Raw genomic sequence first — 16,989 nt, 5'->3', positions numbered from 1 at the left:
GCTATCCTCCATTTATAAAATCGTTTTGTGCTAGCCGAAATGCGAAAGGGCGTTTGCTGAAAGCAGCAGCGTTCTTGATCGTCGCGTTGAACTGCGCGGACCATTTTTGGAAAAAGCCTGGCCCGAGGACCTGTTGTAGTCTGCCAGAGGTTCGCGGTTCCGACGTGATGGCTAGCTGGATGGATTTGAGTCGATAGCCCTTGCCGAACTCGCTTTCGAGATTTTGCGGATTAACTTCTCTGGCGGTAGACGGGTCCGAAAGTGTTTCGAAAGTCACCAGCGTTGGAAAGGCCGATTTCGGAATCTCCCGCGTTTCCCGTAACGACTCGATCGCATCGTTTTCAGCTCTGATCTCGGTCCGGCGGTCGGGGGTCGCGGATTGCGAATTGGCTTTCGCTGGACGAAAGACCTTATTGCCGGCGGGATCGTCGTATGTTTTCAGGAGGGCAAACAGGTATTTATTCGCAGCGACCTCAACGACAGCGGCTTCGCCATGCAACTCATTGCTGAACCAGCCACCACTGTCACCTAGCCGCGCCCAAGCCGGGCTCTCGTACCAACTGATGCTCTGAACGGACTGCCCTACGCGCTCTCCCGCAGGAGTTTCCACGACAATGGTCACCTTCTGGTTCCAGTGCCACGTATTGAAACCCAATAGGCCGCATCCAGAAAGAAGAGCAGATAACAAAACGGGCACGACAATAGCCGCACGGTGCCTGATCGACATGCATGTCTCGCGCAGTTGAAATCGTTTCAGAATGCCGGCCGAGCGACCGGTCAGTTTATGAGATTGCCAATCTCGCCGCTGATCGGCTCAGCGGAACTGGAATCGGAAGCCAACTTTCGCAAGACCTCACGATCAACCAGATGGGCGACCATCGGGTGGATCTTGATGTCTCCCCGCTTGGCGACCTGGTGGAAATTCGTTAGCACCATCGTTGCCAGTTCACGTGTGGGCGCGATCACGTCGAGCAACCACACGACCTCGCCACTTTTCCAGTCCTCCGACTTCAGCCGGACCGGGAACACCCCCGCCTTAGCCTGCTCCGAGATTCGCGCATCGGCCTCGGCGCTGACAGTCGCCCAGATGGCGATTGCAGGTGGCTCAACGCCGGTGACGGCCTTGGGCATAGCGATGGCGATACGGTCATTAATCAAAGGATCGACTACCAGATGATGGAGGTCGGATAACATCTGACTGCGGTAGCGCGGCACAGAGGTCATCGCAAGAACAACCTGCCCAAAAGTCGATTGCAACGCCGCCTTTGCTCCGGCAAGCTTCTTCTTCGTTTCTTCAGATAATGTGTTTTGACCTGAATTAGCCGACACTTCGGTCGCAATGTTATTCATGTATCCCCAGCCCCATGGGTGACGAGCAGAATGGCCCGACAGAGTTGCAATCGCTCCGCTCGCGATTGCCCGATGGAGATTACAAATTGAATTTACAATTGCAAGTGAAATTGCCGCGCGATGCTCTTATGAGATGAAGAATTCAGCGAAATTTTTTCTGCCCGATAGCGGCCTGACCGTGAAGTAGGATTCGGGTATTGGTCTACCGCTCAGTGCATGCGGACCTTGGTGCCGTCCGCGTTTGGCGCTCGTTCTTAAAATTTTCCAGTTCCAAGCCGCCGGCCCTGCCGATTGAAGCCGACGGCAGCAGTTAGGTTTTCTCAGATCTTAACCAATACTCCGGGCCGAAAGGCCGGACCGTTATTACGGTTCCGAAACGAAGTACTTCCGCCGGCGGTTGACATCAAGCTCCAAGCGCTTTCCGAGCACGCGTCCTGGTGGCGAGTGTGGCACCAAGCTATTGGGGTTGAGGCCTGATGTCGTTTGGTTCTTCTGTTCGCGGATGCTGCCCTATCGGCCGGTCGGCCTAGGTCTGTTGCGCTGCTCGACGAAATTGGCTGCGATAGATTGGAAAGTTGCCGTGGCGGGATATAAGCAAAACCGATGCAACGCTGAAGCCCGCAACACCAATTCCAGCAACCAGGTCGACCACATAGTGCCCGCCTTCGGTGATGGCGGATAGCAGCATTAGCATGTTCAACAGAATTATCGGAAACTTGACCCACCGTACTGTCCATGCGCCCCAACTGCACAACACCGCTACCGCAGCATGAACCGATGGAAACGAGATGATGCCGCTTGCATGCTCCAATCGTAGGACGAAATCGGGATTATCTCTGACTGCCATGATTTGCGGGACGTATTCGACGCCGAGCATGCCGTTGATGTTTTTGAGATCCCCAGGACGTAGGGAGAAGTCAGTATAGGTTCCAAGCGCTGGATACCAAATGGTAATGACACTCGCGATGACGCAAATTAGGCCGTAAGTCGCGACGACCTGATAAGCGCGAGACCTGTCGCCGCACAGGCTCAGCAGCACCGGGAGGAATAAAAGCTGATAGTGGAATGCTTGATATGCAAGCATCAATGACTTTGCGAGCAGTGGATGTGTATCGACAAAGGAAATCAAACGCGGCCAGTCAATTCCGAGAACGCGGTCTAACTGGAGAAGATGTTGATCCTGCAAAGGCATCTTCAGGGCAAAAGCAACGTAAGTGGATATCACAAGCGGGCTCGTTAATAACAATCCCAATCCCGTGCACTCAGCAATGCAGAGCAGTGACGGGATTCTACGCCAATGGCAGAGGAGGCCGAAGCCCACGAGGAAAGTTAGGCCGAACGCGCTTAACTGCATGAAGGCTGTAGGATCCACCTTCAGGTCGACGAGCCATGCCAGTATTGGAACAATCACGTAAGCAAAGGTGGTAAGGCATATTAGGAATGCTCGTGCTGTAGCTGTTGCTGCCATCAAATACCCTCAACGTTCCCGGGATTTACTACAGTGGACAAGTTAAGGTTTAGTTGGCATGTTTCGGCAAAGCTGCCGTTCTGATCAAATTTCGCCTCTCTAGAAGCTGATTGCCCCTGGGTCCTAATTGGCCGTTGCGGCTGACCTCAGTCCGGCCATCGCCATTGAACCTCGCGCCCAGTCGCCTGCGACCCTAATTCTTTTGGCTAACTTTTCGCGGGTCGTGCAGGCGTTCTACTATGCTGGCGGGAAATCTGGAGAGGGGCATGCACTATCGCCAAAGGTCGGTGCTGTTCGTGGCGCCTTGGCTGATCATAGGAGCTGCCGCAGTAGGCGCGTCGGGTGGTATAACTGTTGCGGACTTCGATAAACCAGAACTGCTGATCGCCGCGCTGTTTGTCGGCCTCGTCATCGGCATGGCCGTTGAGCAGCTCCTACCAACGACGAGAAAACAGGCGCGGCGGGAGAGAAACAGGTCACGTCCCGAGAAAAGGCGCAGCAATGAGCGATCCTCTTGCGACCTTGGCGTCCGGTGCCAGCTGGGGAGTTATTGAAACCAGTCGACCCGTGGATCAACTGCGTATCGTGATGCGCTCACAGTTCACTATTCAGCCGTTGCTGAACAAGAGCGAAGCCCGCATGTTTCGGGAGCTCGGCAGCATCGTGATCGCTTGCAATTCCTCCTGGCAGGTTATGGCGCAGGTGTCGTTAGGCGAGATCCTCCGAAGCTCCGATGCGGACGCCTACAGTTGCATCAACTCCAAGCGGGTCGACCTACTGCTCGTGGACAGCAATTGCCAACCGCGGCATGTCATCGAGTATCAGGGCGAAGGACACCATCGCGGCACTGCGGCCGCGCGCGATGCGGTTAAGAAGGAGGCGCTGCGACGCGCCGGGGTCGGCTACCACGAAGTGGTGGCTGGCCATACCACCCCATCGGAACTCAGGTGGTTGATCGACAAGCTGGTGGACAATCCGATTGCCAGCTAACGCGCCTACGTTTCTCGTGCCGGCCTGGCCGAACCGCTTCCATCGGAAGGCGCCATCTTCTGGTCTCGACGGTGTGGGGGCATAACCGGGATGATCTATGATTTCCAGGCCGTTCGCGAAAATCTGTTTCCGGCGAGCAACGGAGCCATCGAGGATTGGGAGGCCTTTCCTTGGCATCGTGACCGAACCAATCGAGTTCAGGCTCACAAGGCACATTCGTCGCAAGCCATCGCGATCGACGTGTTCGGCACAATCAAGATGAGCACAGATCGCGACCGCATCTTCGACGCCATCGCGGCAAGAGTATCTTGAATCAAGTCTGGGAGGCGGCCGCATAGCAACGGCGGGGTGTGCTATCAGTCTATGCCTGACATAATCGGCGCCTTGAATTGGCTGTTATCCAATTGTTTTCATTGATATGGATCTGAGCGTCGTTTCAAAATTTTGATAAAACCAGGATATAAATAACCGGCTTGTTTCTGCATTGCCGGAGGGATGTTTGCACGCAATTCAACAAAACGCGGATAAAAATCCGCGTCTTTGTCTTCGTGCCATCGCCTTGTTTCCACTCGAAGTTTTCCGCACCGCGAGTTTCTGGAACGGCCGAATCTGATATAAGGGGGATAAAAGAGGACCCACAATGCCCATTCACGACCCCTGCTCTCTGCTCAATCGACTAATTGAAGAACCGATCGAAAGCGCGTGGTTAGAGTTCGAGGTCAACAACAAGGATCCAGTCCAAATCGGAGAATATGTCTCGCCACACTTCGTGAGCGTTTTTCACTCCCGCCGGAGGAATATCAGGCCGTTTCGGCAATCATCGCTGAATCGATCAAACTCAATCGCATTGCGCCCGCAGATCCCGATCAAGGTAGGCGCAACGCGCGGTACGTTCCATATTGGGCCGCCTAAAATCTATTGACCACAGCGACGCTCTTGATAAGGAATCGAAAGGGAGATCCCTCGCCTGAAGTAGCTATGTGTTTGGCAATTGGTGATTTTTCCAATCGTCGGCACACAGCCACTTCCAGTCGATACATTATGCGATCTTCTTCGCACAGAACGTGAACACAACGGCAATAGACCGGACGCTGGCCTCGAAAACACTCGCCGTGCTAAAACCGTTGACCTGCTATTTCAGTGTCAGTGGCGTAAAAGGTATTTATGGAACTTTCGTTGCCCTGCGTCTGCGGCGACACTGTCCACGAGCGATGTGTGAAGGAATTTGCCCCTGTCTGAGTACTTTTTTCTATCAATAGCACAAGTCATTCTCAGTCCCGCGAACATGGGAAATGAGACTCCTCAAGTCTGGCTCTTTCCGAACACTACTTGGAAATCTGTCACTTACATCTACAGCAACGATCGCTAAGAACGGAATTCCCAACTCCAGCGCAGCATTATATTCGGCAAGAGAGTCACCGATGGCTAGTACACGTTGTGGTTCGATGCCGTCCTCGCGCAATATTCTGCGAAATTCGGATAGCTTGGACTTTGGCGCGCCTGCGATGGATTTGAAACAGCCCTTGATGCCGCGATCAATCAACGCCACTTCGAGTTCGTCTTCGGGTGCGGCGGAAACGACGTGCTGAGCGACACTCCCCTGGAGGGTCGTTATTGCATTGAGCGCCCCTTCGATAAATCGTGCTGACGCGACCCCGATTTCAACGGATGCGCGGTAATCCGAACAAAGCTGATCCAATCGAGTGGCAGACAGCGATCGTTTGAAGATCACACTCTCGAAATATTTAAACTTCTCATATCGCGACATACCGCCGTTTGCCTCTGCATACGCACGAACTTCGTTGATTTTTGACTGATCTTCTGTGCGATAGACATCTAAGAATGCATTGATCTTTTTTGCAACGGTATCCAGTATTACGCCATCAAAGTCGTATATGATCGATTCATATTTCATTTCCACTTAAAATTTCTCCAGTTTTTGGCTTTTCATGAGGCCGATGCTACGATTTCGGAACACTATGGTGACGCTCGGGCGAGGCAGATTTTTGGAAAGTCTTTGCTGCTGTTTATCGGCGATACGCAACAAACCTGCCGCGTGATGTTTACTTAGTCGCCTTGAGCGGGCCGAACCAAGAACCTGCGTTGGGCAGGCTGGAGAGGTCAAACGGTATGGATTGCCAGCAAATCCGCATAGACTGTCTGATTGCTCGCCAGCACCGGATGGCCCTGCAGCAAGGCTTCGCCCTCAGCGGGGAAAGGTAAATGGGTTCCACCGGCCTCCTTGACGAGGCAGTAGCCGGCCATGCAGTCCCAGGCACGCATGTGGGGCTCATAGTAGCCAACAAGCCGGCCTGCGGCCACGTAGGCCAGCATCAGCGCGCCCGAGCCGTTGCGGATGAAATTCCCGCCTTTGCCGAGCAAGGCAGAGACAATCGCGCCTACCCGTTCCGGGGTGACATAGCTGTTGCAGCCGATGCCCGTCATCGCATTCTGCAAATTCCGCGATGGATCGAGGCCGAGGGTCTTGCCGTTCAGGCTCGCGCCCATGCCTGTTGCCGCTGCGTAGAGTTCATCATCGCACGGAACGTGGATCACGCCGATCACGGGCACACCGCTGTGCAGAACGGCAATCGATACACACCATGTCGGCAGGCCATTGACGAAGGGCGCGGTCCCGTCAATCGGATCGACCACCCATGTCAGCCCCGAGTGTCCTTCCTGATAACCGTATTCCTCGCCGAGAAATCCGTCCGCCCCGAATGCCTCCGCCACGCGCGCTCGTATGAACGTCTCGACGTTGCGGTCGGCAATCGACACGACATCCTGCAAATCCCGCTTCGTCTCGATCACGAGCGTGTCGCGCCCGTTGAAATATTCGAGCGCCATGGCGCCGGCCTCCTGTGCAATCGCTTTGGCGAAGACAAAGCGTGTATCAAGTTCCGTCTCTTGCGACATAATGCTGGTTCTCCTTGCAATGGTCGTTGGCTGTTTACGGGGTCGGTGCCGCAGTCGGAAGGCTAGCGTGCGTCAGGTAGTGTGACTCGGAGAATCGTTGCCGGTGTTCATCGGCAACGCGCATCAACATCCGCAGCAGGAACAATGCGCCTCCGACGGAATGTTCAGGTGTTAATCTGCAAGCTGTCGCCCATCTTCATCTCGCGTTGCTGCTCATGGAGATCGAGACGATTCACATCAATAACGCTCATCCCCGCCCGTCGAGCTGCTTCAAGACCTTGTTCGCTATCTTCGAACACGACACACCGGGCTGGTTCTATTCCCAACAACGTGGCCGCCTGCAGAAACAGGTCCGGTGATGGCTTTGGATTTGTCACGTCATCGATGGTGACCACGTGGTCGAAATATTCCCACAGACCCGTCGCTTGCAGCGTCGCTGTCACAATTTCTCGCGAACTGCCGGATGCAACAACCATGGGAAGCAAGCCGGCCAACCGGCGAACGGTTGCAGCAACCGCACCAACTTCACGCACATTGTGTACATTCCGGAGAAAGTGCGATCGCATGATGGCGACAACGGATTCGCGATCGAGCACAACGTCGAATTCCCTCTCGAAGGCGTCCATAAGAACCCTTCGGACATCCCGGCCCGCACCAAATACCAGGCCTGGTTCATCACTTTGCCGGAAAGTGAAAAGCCGGCCGACCATGCGTCGGCAAAGATAGGCGGCGTGTGGACAAGTGTGCCATCGCAATCAAAAATCACAGCCTCGAAATCTCTTTCGAGCGACAGAATATCAATCATACTTACTCCTTCAGGCGAGCAGGAAATCGACTTGAGGTTTCAATCGGCGCAACCCGGATAGACCGGCGTCGAACGCCGACCGGCCCGGAGCTTTGCCGCAGAGGCTCTCACGTGCTGATAAGAGCGATGCCGCGACTTCGGAACCCCAGCGTGGCGTCGGACGCGACCGGCAGAATGCGGTCGACGGCGTGGTCGACGATGAAGAGCGTACCGACATCGGTCTCGACCTCGTACTCGACATGATCTCCAAGATAGGCCGAATGCAGGATGCGGCCGGCAAGACCCTGCCCTTGTCCCTCGGAGAGCGCGATGGCGCCAGGACGAACCGCAAGGCTCGCCGCACCCGGCGTCGCCCTGCCCGCCGGCACGCGATGCTCAAAACCGCCTATGCGGATTTCAGCATCGGCTCCATCGATGCCGACCACCTCGCAGGGGATGACGTTCGCCTCCCCCATGAAATCGGCAATGAAGGCGGAAGCTGGCGCTTCGTAGAGGTCGCGCGGGGCGCCGGACTGGGCGACTTCACCATCCTTCATGATGATGATGCGGTCGGACACGGCAAGCGCCTCCTCCTGATCATGCGTGACATAGACAGCCGTGAAGCCGAGGCGCTGCTGGAGTTCCCGGATATCCGTGCGCACCTTGCGTCGCAGGCGCGCATCGAGGTTGGAGAGCGGCTCATCGAGCAGCAGCACCTGCGGCTCCAACACCAGCGCGCGGGCAACGGCGACGCGCTGCTGCTGGCCGCCGGAGAGTTCGGCGGGAAGGCGATGGCCCATGCCGGCAAGACCGACGAGCGCCAGCCCCTCGTCCGCCTTCTCGCGCGCTTCCTTGCGGCTGAGGCCGGAGGCGTCCAGGCCATAGGCGACATTGTCGCGCGCATTCATATGCGGGAACAGCGCATAGGACTGGAAGACCATCGAGACATCGCGTTCATTGGCCGGCAGCATGGTGACGTCCTTGCCGCCGATCAGGATTTTTCCGGCCGAAGGATGTTCAAGGCCGGCAAGCATGCGCAATGTCGTCGTCTTGCCGCAGCCGGAAGGGCCAAGCAGGGTAACGAGCGTGCCGGGCTCAATAGCGAGCGAGAGGTCCGGAATGGCGGTGAAGGCACCAAACGTCTTGCGCACGTTCTGGAAGACGACGGAACCGGCTTTCTGGTTGATCATGCGATTTTCTCCTGGCGAGAGGAAGTGGCGGTGGCGAGGCCGGCGACGCGGTTTTCACGGCGCAGGCGCCGTTCGCCCACGACGAGCTGGAAGCCGGCGATGACGGTGATCATCACGACGATCAGCATGGAGGAATAGGCGATCGCCACGCCGTATTCGCCATTCTCGACGAGGCCGACGATGTAGGAGGTCGCCATGTTGTACTCAGCGCTGACGAGGAAGATGACGGCGCTGATGGAGGTGATGGCGCGCACGAAGGAATAGACGAGCGCGGCGGTGATGGCAGGACGCAATAGCGGCAGAATGACCTTGCGGATCGTGCGGAAGCTGTTGGCCCGGAGCGTCAGCGAGGCTTCGTCCAGGCTCTTGTCGAGCTGGCTCATCGCCGCAATGCCGCCGCGCACGCCGACCGGCATGTTGCGGAAGACGAAGCAGGCGATGAGGATCAGCGCCGAGCCCGTCATCTCAAGCGGCGGCAGGTTGAAGGCCATGATGTAGCTGACGCCGATGACCGTGCCGGGAATGGCAAAGCTCATCATCAGGGCGAATTCGAAGGCATTCTTGCCGGCGAATTTCTGACGCACGATGATATAGGCGGTCAGCAGACCGACGGCGGCAGTCAGCGGCGCGGAGATCAGCGCGATCTCCATCGTCGTCCAGAACGAATTCCAGGCGACACCTGTCCAGGCAATCCCGTTTTCGAAGCCGATCGAGAAGGCCTTAACGTAGTGGTCGAGCGTCAGCGAATTGTCGAGGCCCCAGGTCTTCACGAAGCCGCCGATCAGGATCATGCCGTAGATGACGAGCGTGAAGAGGATCCACGGGATGACGACGGCGTGAACGCCGATCGACAGCCCGCGCGGCAGAGCGATATGCGATCCGCTATCGCCCTTGCCGGTGACGGTGGCAAAGTTCTTGCCCGACAGCCAGACGCGCTGCGCGAGGAAGGCGGAGAGCGTGAAGGCGAGCAGCACCATGGCGAGCACGGCAGCGCGCGAGGGATCGTTCTGCGACCCCACCACGGCGAAGAAGATTTCCGTCGAAAGCACGCCATGGCTGCCACCGAGCACAAGCGGATTGCCGAAATCAGCCATGCTTTCGATGAAGCCGATGAGGAAGGCGTTGGCGAGACCGGGCTTCATCAGCGGCAGAGACACCCGCCAGAAGGTGCGCCAACGGTCGGCACGCAGTGTCGTGGACGCCTCCTCCATCGACGGGCTGACGCCTTCGACGACGCCGATCAGCACGAGGAAGGAGATCGGCGTGAAGGACAGCACCTGCGCGATCCAGATGCCGGTGAGGCCGTAAAGCCAGCGGCCGGGCTCGATGCCGAACAGTTCCGACAGCCCCTGGGTGACGACGCCGGCGCGGCCGAAGAGCAGCGTCAGCGCGAGACCGATGACGAAGGGCGGCGTAATGATTGGCAGGATCGTCAGCAGCCGCAGGCCCTTTTTGAAGGGAAAGCGCGTGCGGGTGGCGACGAGCGCGAAGGCAAGCCCGAGCAGGGTCGAGCCGAGGCCGGTCATGATGGCAAGCCAGAGGGTTCGCCAGGCGACGCCGCAGCGGCCGGCACCGATCACGCAGTTGAGGCTCCAGATGCTCGGATCCTGAATGTTGCGGATGAAGTTGGCCGCATTGAACGAGCCGTCGAAATCCTGCACCGAACCGATGAACATGCTGCCGATCGGGTAGAAGACGAAGACGGCGACGAGGAAGACGAGCAGTGCGATGGCGCTGACGACGAAGGCATCGCCCTTCATCACACCGCGCTCGGCAAGGCCGAAGGCGAAGAGCAGCACGAAGGCGATGGCGGAGAGCACCGCACCCGCGCCCATGGCGGGCTGGCCGTTCGAGAGCGGGCCGAAGAGCGTGTCGCTCACTGTCCAGGTCCAACCGGAAAAGCCGACGGCGAGGCCCTGAAGGGAGAGGAAGAGGACACCGATCGCGCCGGTCCAGGCCAGCACGGCGCCGCGGCGCATCGGGTCCGTCATGCCGCGAGCCGTGACCGCCAGGAGAAGGAGCACGAGCGCACCGGCAAGCCACAGCCGGCCATGCGCGAAAATCTGCACGAGACCGGGGGCGGCCTCCGTGGAAAGGGGGAAACCGGCCAGCCAACCGGCTCCGAAGAAGCCGTTTTCGATCCGATACCAGGGCAATAGGGTCAATGCGACCGCGCCCAGGATCAGGACCACGTCCAGCCTGCGATTGCCATGTCTCATGGCTAACCTCGCTGTCTTTGAGTGTGAGGAGGCGGCGCCCGGGGAGACAGGCGCCGCCGTTCAGGACATCAGTTGGCGGCGGCGCCGACTTCGCGATCCCAACGTTCCAGCAGTTCCTTGCGCTTTGCCGGATCACCATAGGTCTTGAAGTCGTAGTCGATCAGTTTGATGTTCTCGAAGCGCGGCGCTTCTTTCGGGATTACCGCGCTCTTGTTGGAAGGCAGCTGAAAGGACTTTGCATCCTTCATGCGGGACTGGACTTCCGCCGTCAGCGCCCAGTCGTACCAGATCTTCGCATTGTCGAGGTTGCGCGCGCCCTTGATGATCGACATGGAGCCGATCTCATAGCCGGTGCCTTCGCAGGGCGTGATCGACTTGACCGGGAAACCTTCCGCCGTCTGCGCCACCGCGTCATGCACGAAGACGATGCCGAGCGCCGTCTCGCCGCGTGCAGCCGCCTTGACGGGTGCAGAGCCGGACTTGGTATATTGCGAGATGTTGCCGTTCAGCTTCTTCAGGTAGTCGAAGGCCTGGTCCTCGCCCATGATCTGCACCAGCGAGGCGAGCGCGGTGTAGGCGGTGCCGGAAGAATTCGGGTTGGCGATCTGGATTTCGCCCTTCAATTCCGGCGCCAGAAGGTCGGCCCAGCAGACCGGCTCCTTGTAGCCCTTGGTTTTGAAGATTTCCGTGTTGTAGCCCCAGCCGAGCGCCCCGGCATAGACGCCGACCGTCTTGTAGCCAGAGCTTTCGGCCTGCTTCTTCGCCCAGTCGTTGAGTTCATCGAGCTTCGGCGACTTATATTCCAGCGTCAGATTTTCCGAGGCTGCCTGAAGATGGGGGTCGCCCGTACCGGCCCACCAGATGTCGGTCTTCGGGTTGCGAGCCTCGGCTCGCACCTTGGCATAGGTCTCGCCGGACGAGAGGCGAACCATGTTCACCTTGATGTCGCTATGCGCCTTCTCGAAATCGCCCTTCATCTGCTCGCAGATGACGACATCGGCCGAGCAGATGAGATTGAGTTCGCCAGCCGCCTGCGCCGGTAGCGCCCCGAGCGCCGTGCCGGCGAAGAGCAGGGAAAGGGTCTTGATTTTCATGGGGCATCCTCCTGTTGCCTGGGTTTGATTTCGCGTGAACAAGACACAGCGCGGCCTTCGGCCTGCCCGCGGCGGCGCGTTCACGATTTCCGATTGCGGTTGTCTAAAGGGCTCGATCAGTTCGTTGCGGCAATTTCCGCGTCGAACCTGCGGAGCAGTCGACTTCGTTCCTCCGGCGAGCCGAAGGTAGCGAAATCGTAGTCGACCATCTTGATCATCGAAATGTCAGGGGCTGCGAGCGGCAGGCCGGATTTCGCGTTGGATGGCACTTGGTTCTGGCCGGACGCCGCCCCGGTCCCCTGCCCTTCCGGGCTTAGTGCAAAATCGACGAAGCGCTTTGCTTCCTCGATGTTTCTCGCACCCTTGACGATGCTCACGGCGCCGATCTCGTAGCCGGTGCCTTCGCAGGGTGCGACAATCACGAGAGGAAACCCCGCTTGCTTCTGCGTGACGGCGTCATGCATGAAGGAAATGCCGATAAGCGTTTCGCCGCGCGCCGCCGCCTTGATAGGCGCAGATCCCGAGGGGGTGTAACGCTCGATATTGTGGTTGAGCGCGGCGAGATAACGGAAAGCCTCATCCTCGCCGAAGAGTTGCACCAGCGTCGCAAGTGTCGTGAAGGCGGTGCCGGACGAATTCGGATTGCCGCTCTGGATGCGGCCGCGATAGGCGATGTCCGTCAGGTCCTTCCAGCAGGTCGGCGCCGGCAGCTTCAACTCGCGCAGCAGATCGGCATTGTAGGCAAAGCCCAGCGCCCCGGCATAGATGCCGGCCGAGCGGCCGCCGGACATGGCGAAGAAATTTTGCGCCCAGGGCAGCATGTCGCGCTCATGGGCCGGCTGGTAGGGTTCGAGCAGGTTTTCAGAACCGGCCTGCAGATGGGTGTCGCCCGTGCCGCCCCACCAGACATCGACGGTCGGCGCTGCTTTCTCCGCGCGGATCTGATTGAGGATATCGCCGGTGCTCTTGCGGGTCACCGAAATTTCCACCCCGGTCTTCGCCTCATAGGCCGTCTTCATCGCGGCACACCACATCTCGTCCACACCGCATAAAACGGTGAGCGACGAGGCAGCTATGCCGGTGCCGGCGCTCGCGAGCCACAAAGCCGCGACCGCGCTGAAAGCGGTGATGCCTCTCACGATTTCCTCCCATTGGACCTTGCGTCCCAATCTCCGCAGTCAGGATGTCACATCTGCTGCCCTGCGCAATCGGAGAATGGTTACGGTTCTTACAGCTTTGCCCACGACGATCCCCTCAAAAATGTCAAAGGTTACAAATGTGACAAAGCGCATAACACGAGCCCGCTTTGAAGATCGTGACGGCCCTGCCTATAATGGATGCGGGAGGACGTGCATGTGTTAAATGAGAGGATCAGCATTCTGATCGTCGAGGACGATCCGGACATGGCGGAGCTTATCTCCGACCTCGTGGAGGCGGAAGGCTGGACACCACTCACCGCGCCGTCGGCGGAGGAGGCCGCGATCGTGCTTTCGCGCGAAACCGTGCATCTCGTGCTCGTCGACCATAACCTGCCCGGCACCTCCGGCCGCACCTTCGCGCAGCGTCTGCGGGCGCAGACCAATATCGGCATCGTCATGGTGACAGCTGCCGGCAGCGCCGCGGACCGGGTGCTCGGCCTCGAAACGGCGGCCGACGACTATGTCGTCAAACCCTTCGAACCTATCGAATTGACGGCGCGTATTAAGGCCGTGCTGCGCCGGACGATCCCCTCGCTGAAGCCGGAGCGGGAAAGTGAGCGGGAGCACGAACCGGCGGCGCTGAAGCTCAGCGATTGGTCGGTCGATCTCAAGAACCGTCGCGCCGTCTGCCTGACCGATCCCGCCAAGTCGCTCACCAGCGCAGAATTCGCCCTGCTCGAAATCCTTGCCGAGACGCCGAACATGCCTGTCAGCCGCGCGCTTATCCTTGACCGCCTTGGAGCTGAGAGCGAACGCTACATTGACCGCAATGTCGACGTGCTCGTGCTGCGCCTTCGCCGCAAGATCGAGCGCAATCCGGACCTGCCGCGCCACATCCAGACGCGCCGCGGCAAAGGCTATGTTCTGAGCACAGGCGATGGTGAGCCATCGTCGTGATCAGCCGTTCGTTCCTCTCGTCCATCGCCTTCCGGCTGCCTTTCGCCATCGCCTTCATCTGCGTGCTCGTTTTCAGCCTGGCGACTATTGCGGTCTACGGACTTCAGCGCGCCCGGGACGAGATGGCGGCCTACGGTCTGCAGGCATTTTCGAGTCTCGCCAAGGCCTCGCTGGTCTCACGCCAGGTTTCCGACCTCGTCTCCAGTGCGCCCTTTCTGATGAATGCGACCTCGCCCTACCGGGTCTCCAGCGAAAGTCGCTCGGTCGTCGTGCAGGTCGATGCGCTGTTGCGCGCCATGCAACCTGAAAACGACGGGGCCGCCGTCAGGGGTTTTGCGAGCAACCGCATCGTCGAGCTGCTGGAAACGATCCGCACACAGACGACGGCGCTTGCAGGAGATGCGGAATCCGCCCAGCAGCACAAGGCGGAGGCTGCGGCAGCGCTCGGCGAGATCGCGACCGGCAGCGGCATTGCGGATGCCGATTTCCGCAGTCGGCTGAATGCCATCGTGCAATCCGCCTCCAATTCAGACAGTCTCTTCCAGCTCGGTGAATTGCGGCGGCGCTACGTCTCCGAAACCGCCCCGCGTCTCGAACGCGCTTCGCCGGACATCCGGATTGCCGTCGCCGATCTTGCGCCTTACGAACGGGTCTTCGAGGCACAGACGCGCTATCTCCTCGAAATGTTCGCCATCCGTGCCGCCGTCTCGCGCCTGCATACGGTCTCACGCGATCTGTCGCATGCGACGGAAACGCAAAGCGAGGCCGTTGCCCGCAGCCTAAGCGATGATCTCGTTTCGACCTCCGATGCCTTGAGCCGCATCCTTGTCATCGTCGCCCTCGCCTCACTGCTCGTGCTGGCAATGGCCGTCGTCTCGATCCGCTCAGTCATGCGCGTCTCACGCGGCATCGTCTCGCTTTCGAACGGCATGAATGCACTGGCGGAAGGGCGCAAGGATGTCGATGCGCCGCGCTATGACGGCACGGAGACCGAACTGGTGCGCCTGCTCGAAGCCTTCAGTGCGTTCCGCGAGAGCGTCGAGCGCGTGACACGACTGCGGCGCACGGCGGAGGCCGCAGCCCGCACCATCCGCTCCACCTTCCGCAGCATGAACGAGGGCATCGCGCTCTTCGATCCGCACGGCAGGCCGATCACCATGAACCGGCGCGTCATCGAGCTGGTCGGCTGGTCTGGTTCGGCCAGGAAACTGCCGCTCCGCAGTTTCGTGACGCCGTTGCCAGAGATCGATCCGGCACTCCTGCCGGCCGAGAACGACACCGGCCTGCTCTCCGACCGCTCCGTGCTACGCCACCGCTCCGACGCCGGCCGGGTAACCGAAGTGTCGCTATCGCGCCAACCGGATGGCGGCATCGTGCTGCTGGCGCGCGATATCACCGAAATGGACAGGCAGGAGGCAGAGGCAGCAAAGATCCAACGCCTCGACGGCATCATGCGCATGACCCACCAGGTGAGCCACGAGGTCGGGAACATGATCGGTATCATCACCGGCAGCCTCGGCCTGCTGGAGCGCGAAACCGGCTTCAATGACCGGCAAAAGCGGCATCTCGCCCGCATCCGCAAGGCAGCCGACCGCGGCAGGTCGCTGGCCGGGAGTATGCTTTCCATCGGCAGCCAGCAGCCGATCCATCCGGACGCGGTGGAGATTGGCGCGGTGCTGCGCGGCATGGCCGACGTGCTGGAAATCGCCATCGGCGAAAAATGCCGGCTTGCCTTCGAGATAGCCGACGGCCTGCCCACCGTCCTGATCGACACGGCGCTCTTCGAGCAATCGATCCTCAATCTCTGCCTCAACGCCGCCGCGGCCATGCCTGCGGGCGGAACCATCCTCATCCGCGGTTCCCGCAGCGAGGCCGGCGTCAGCGTCAGCGTAACGGACAACGGTATCGGCATGACACCCGAGGCTGTCGACAAGGCCTTCGAGCCCTACTTTACCACCCGCGATGCCGAAGGCGGCGCGGGTCTTGGCTTGGCCGTGGTCTATGGCTTCGTCCGCCAAAGCGGCGGCGATGCTCGCATTTCCTCGTTGTCGGGAAAGGGAACAGTCGTTGAACTTTGGTTTCCAGCGTGAATTGCAGTCCCTGTCCTGAGTTATGGTTTTGCGGTTCATGGAACTTGCAAACCTCGCCCCGGGTTGCGGCCCGCCGAGGTTGGCGAATCCTGGGGCGAATGGCAGCTTTACGCCGATACGGCGAGCGTTCAGCTACGCTTCCGAACTGTGGGTAGCTTGTCAGGAATCGATTTACGCCCCAACTTCTCAGCATGAAGAAGGTCAAAACTCAATTAAACCGGCTAGCTGACCACACCAGGACGATTCTCGACGGTAGGTCTACACAGCAGTACGGTGCCCTGTGTTTTCGCACAATCGCCGACGATGGCCTTGAAGTTCTCCTGATTACAACCCGGGAGACTGGGCGCTGGACGATTCCCAAGGGATGGCCAATTGATGGGCTGGCTCCCCATGAAGTTGCCGAAAGAGAAGCGTGGGAAGAAGCTGGTGTGAAGGGACGGGCGAAGAAGCGGATCTTCGGCCACTTTGTCTACATCAAGTCGCTCGAGGATGGGCAGCAGGTTCCCGCTTTTGTCGAGGTTCATCTGCTTAAAGCCCATGATACTAAGAAGCGTTTCCCGGAGTGTAAAAGTCGCACGCTCGCCTGGATGCGACCTGCTGAGGCTGCGTCTCTCGTCTATGAGCCCGAATTGCGAGGCTTACTGCGTCGCATGGAAAAACACGCAGGTTGAGGCCTCGCGGGTCGTACAGGCTGGCGCGGTAGATAGAACGTGTTTTATCAGTTGGAGAGGCCTTTTGTGATCCGAACGAAGATCGACACGCTATGGAGGAGGCATTGCTGCGCTTTTCATT

General features: G+C 59.0%; 13 protein-coding genes and 2 pseudogenes. 5 read left to right on the top strand and 10 right to left on the bottom strand.

What is annotated here, in order from left to right; translation table 11 throughout:
• Nucleotide 1: 1 nt before the first annotated feature.
• The 3 genes from EFQ99_RS31290 to EFQ99_RS31280 form a co-directional block, all read right to left on the bottom strand.
• Nucleotides 2–727, bottom strand: a complete 726-nt coding sequence (locus tag EFQ99_RS31290) for a hypothetical protein (protein WP_126924923.1) — start codon at nt 725–727, stop codon at nt 2–4.
• Between the two features lie 50 nt (nt 728–777).
• Complete coding sequence (locus tag EFQ99_RS31285; RefSeq protein ID WP_126924922.1) at nt 778–1,350, bottom strand: toxin-activating lysine-acyltransferase; 573 nt, start codon at nt 1,348–1,350, stop codon at nt 778–780.
• Nucleotides 1,351–1,876: 526 nt separating this feature from the next.
• The gene (locus EFQ99_RS31280; protein ID WP_126924921.1) at nt 1,877–2,818 is read right to left on the bottom strand and encodes a phosphatase PAP2 family protein; all 942 of its coding nucleotides are present in this window, start codon (nt 2,816–2,818) and stop codon (nt 1,877–1,879) included.
• 266 nt (nt 2,819–3,084) lie between these two features.
• Here EFQ99_RS31280 and EFQ99_RS31275 point away from each other — a divergent pair.
• A pseudogene (locus tag EFQ99_RS31275) lies at nt 3,085–3,808 on the top strand (DUF2726 domain-containing protein).
• A gap of 90 nt (nt 3,809–3,898) precedes the next feature.
• A pseudogene (locus EFQ99_RS31270) lies at nt 3,899–4,114 on the top strand (PGN_0703 family putative restriction endonuclease); the annotation flags it as partial.
• A 946-nt stretch (nt 4,115–5,060) separates the two neighbouring features.
• On the opposite strand, the gene EFQ99_RS31260 reads toward EFQ99_RS31270, so the two are convergent.
• From EFQ99_RS31260 to EFQ99_RS31230, 7 genes are all read right to left on the bottom strand, one after another.
• Nucleotides 5,061–5,723 (bottom strand): HAD family hydrolase, encoded by a 663-nt coding sequence (locus EFQ99_RS31260; RefSeq protein WP_245441615.1) that lies wholly within the window; start codon nt 5,721–5,723, stop codon nt 5,061–5,063.
• A gap of 206 nt (nt 5,724–5,929) precedes the next feature.
• Nucleotides 5,930–6,724, bottom strand: a complete 795-nt coding sequence (locus tag EFQ99_RS31255) for an inositol monophosphatase family protein (protein WP_126924919.1) — start codon at nt 6,722–6,724, stop codon at nt 5,930–5,932.
• A gap of 164 nt (nt 6,725–6,888) precedes the next feature.
• On the bottom strand, nt 6,889–7,290 hold the full coding sequence (locus EFQ99_RS35765; protein ID WP_245441614.1) for an HAD family hydrolase: 402 nt from the start codon (nt 7,288–7,290) through the stop codon (nt 6,889–6,891).
• 346 nt (nt 7,291–7,636) lie between these two features.
• Nucleotides 7,637–8,698: an ABC transporter ATP-binding protein gene (locus EFQ99_RS31245; protein ID WP_126924918.1), complete on the bottom strand. Its 1,062-nt coding sequence runs from the start codon at nt 8,696–8,698 to the stop codon at nt 7,637–7,639.
• Nucleotides 8,695–10,917, bottom strand: a complete 2,223-nt coding sequence (locus EFQ99_RS31240) for an ABC transporter permease (RefSeq protein WP_126924917.1) — start codon at nt 10,915–10,917, stop codon at nt 8,695–8,697. The genes EFQ99_RS31245 and EFQ99_RS31240 overlap by 4 nt, the downstream gene beginning before the upstream one ends.
• A gap of 68 nt (nt 10,918–10,985) precedes the next feature.
• Nucleotides 10,986–12,011, bottom strand: coding sequence for an ABC transporter substrate-binding protein (locus EFQ99_RS31235; RefSeq protein WP_126924916.1), 1,026 nt, complete (start codon nt 12,009–12,011; stop codon nt 10,986–10,988).
• Nucleotides 12,012–12,127: 116 nt separating this feature from the next.
• Nucleotides 12,128–13,150, bottom strand: a complete 1,023-nt coding sequence (locus EFQ99_RS31230) for an ABC transporter substrate-binding protein (RefSeq protein WP_126924915.1) — start codon at nt 13,148–13,150, stop codon at nt 12,128–12,130.
• 216 nt (nt 13,151–13,366) lie between these two features.
• Between EFQ99_RS31230 and EFQ99_RS31225 the strand changes: the two genes are divergently transcribed.
• From EFQ99_RS31225 to EFQ99_RS31215, 3 genes are all read left to right on the top strand, one after another.
• The gene (locus EFQ99_RS31225; protein ID WP_126924914.1) at nt 13,367–14,107 is read left to right on the top strand and encodes a response regulator; all 741 of its coding nucleotides are present in this window, start codon (nt 13,367–13,369) and stop codon (nt 14,105–14,107) included.
• Nucleotides 14,104–16,197 (top strand): ATP-binding protein, encoded by a 2,094-nt coding sequence (locus EFQ99_RS31220; protein WP_126924913.1) that lies wholly within the window; start codon nt 14,104–14,106, stop codon nt 16,195–16,197. The genes EFQ99_RS31225 and EFQ99_RS31220 overlap by 4 nt, the downstream gene beginning before the upstream one ends.
• Nucleotides 16,198–16,388: 191 nt before the next feature.
• Nucleotides 16,389–16,868: an NUDIX hydrolase gene (locus tag EFQ99_RS31215; protein ID WP_126924912.1), complete on the top strand. Its 480-nt coding sequence runs from the start codon at nt 16,389–16,391 to the stop codon at nt 16,866–16,868.
• The last annotated feature ends 121 nt before the right edge of the window (nt 16,869–16,989 follow it).

It is taken from the genome of Rhizobium vallis (genome assembly GCF_003985155.1).
GTDB lineage: Bacteria > Pseudomonadota > Alphaproteobacteria > Rhizobiales > Rhizobiaceae > Rhizobium > Rhizobium vallis.
Note: the sequence above shows the minus strand (reverse complement) of the source record. Positions and strands in the feature narration are given on the sequence as shown.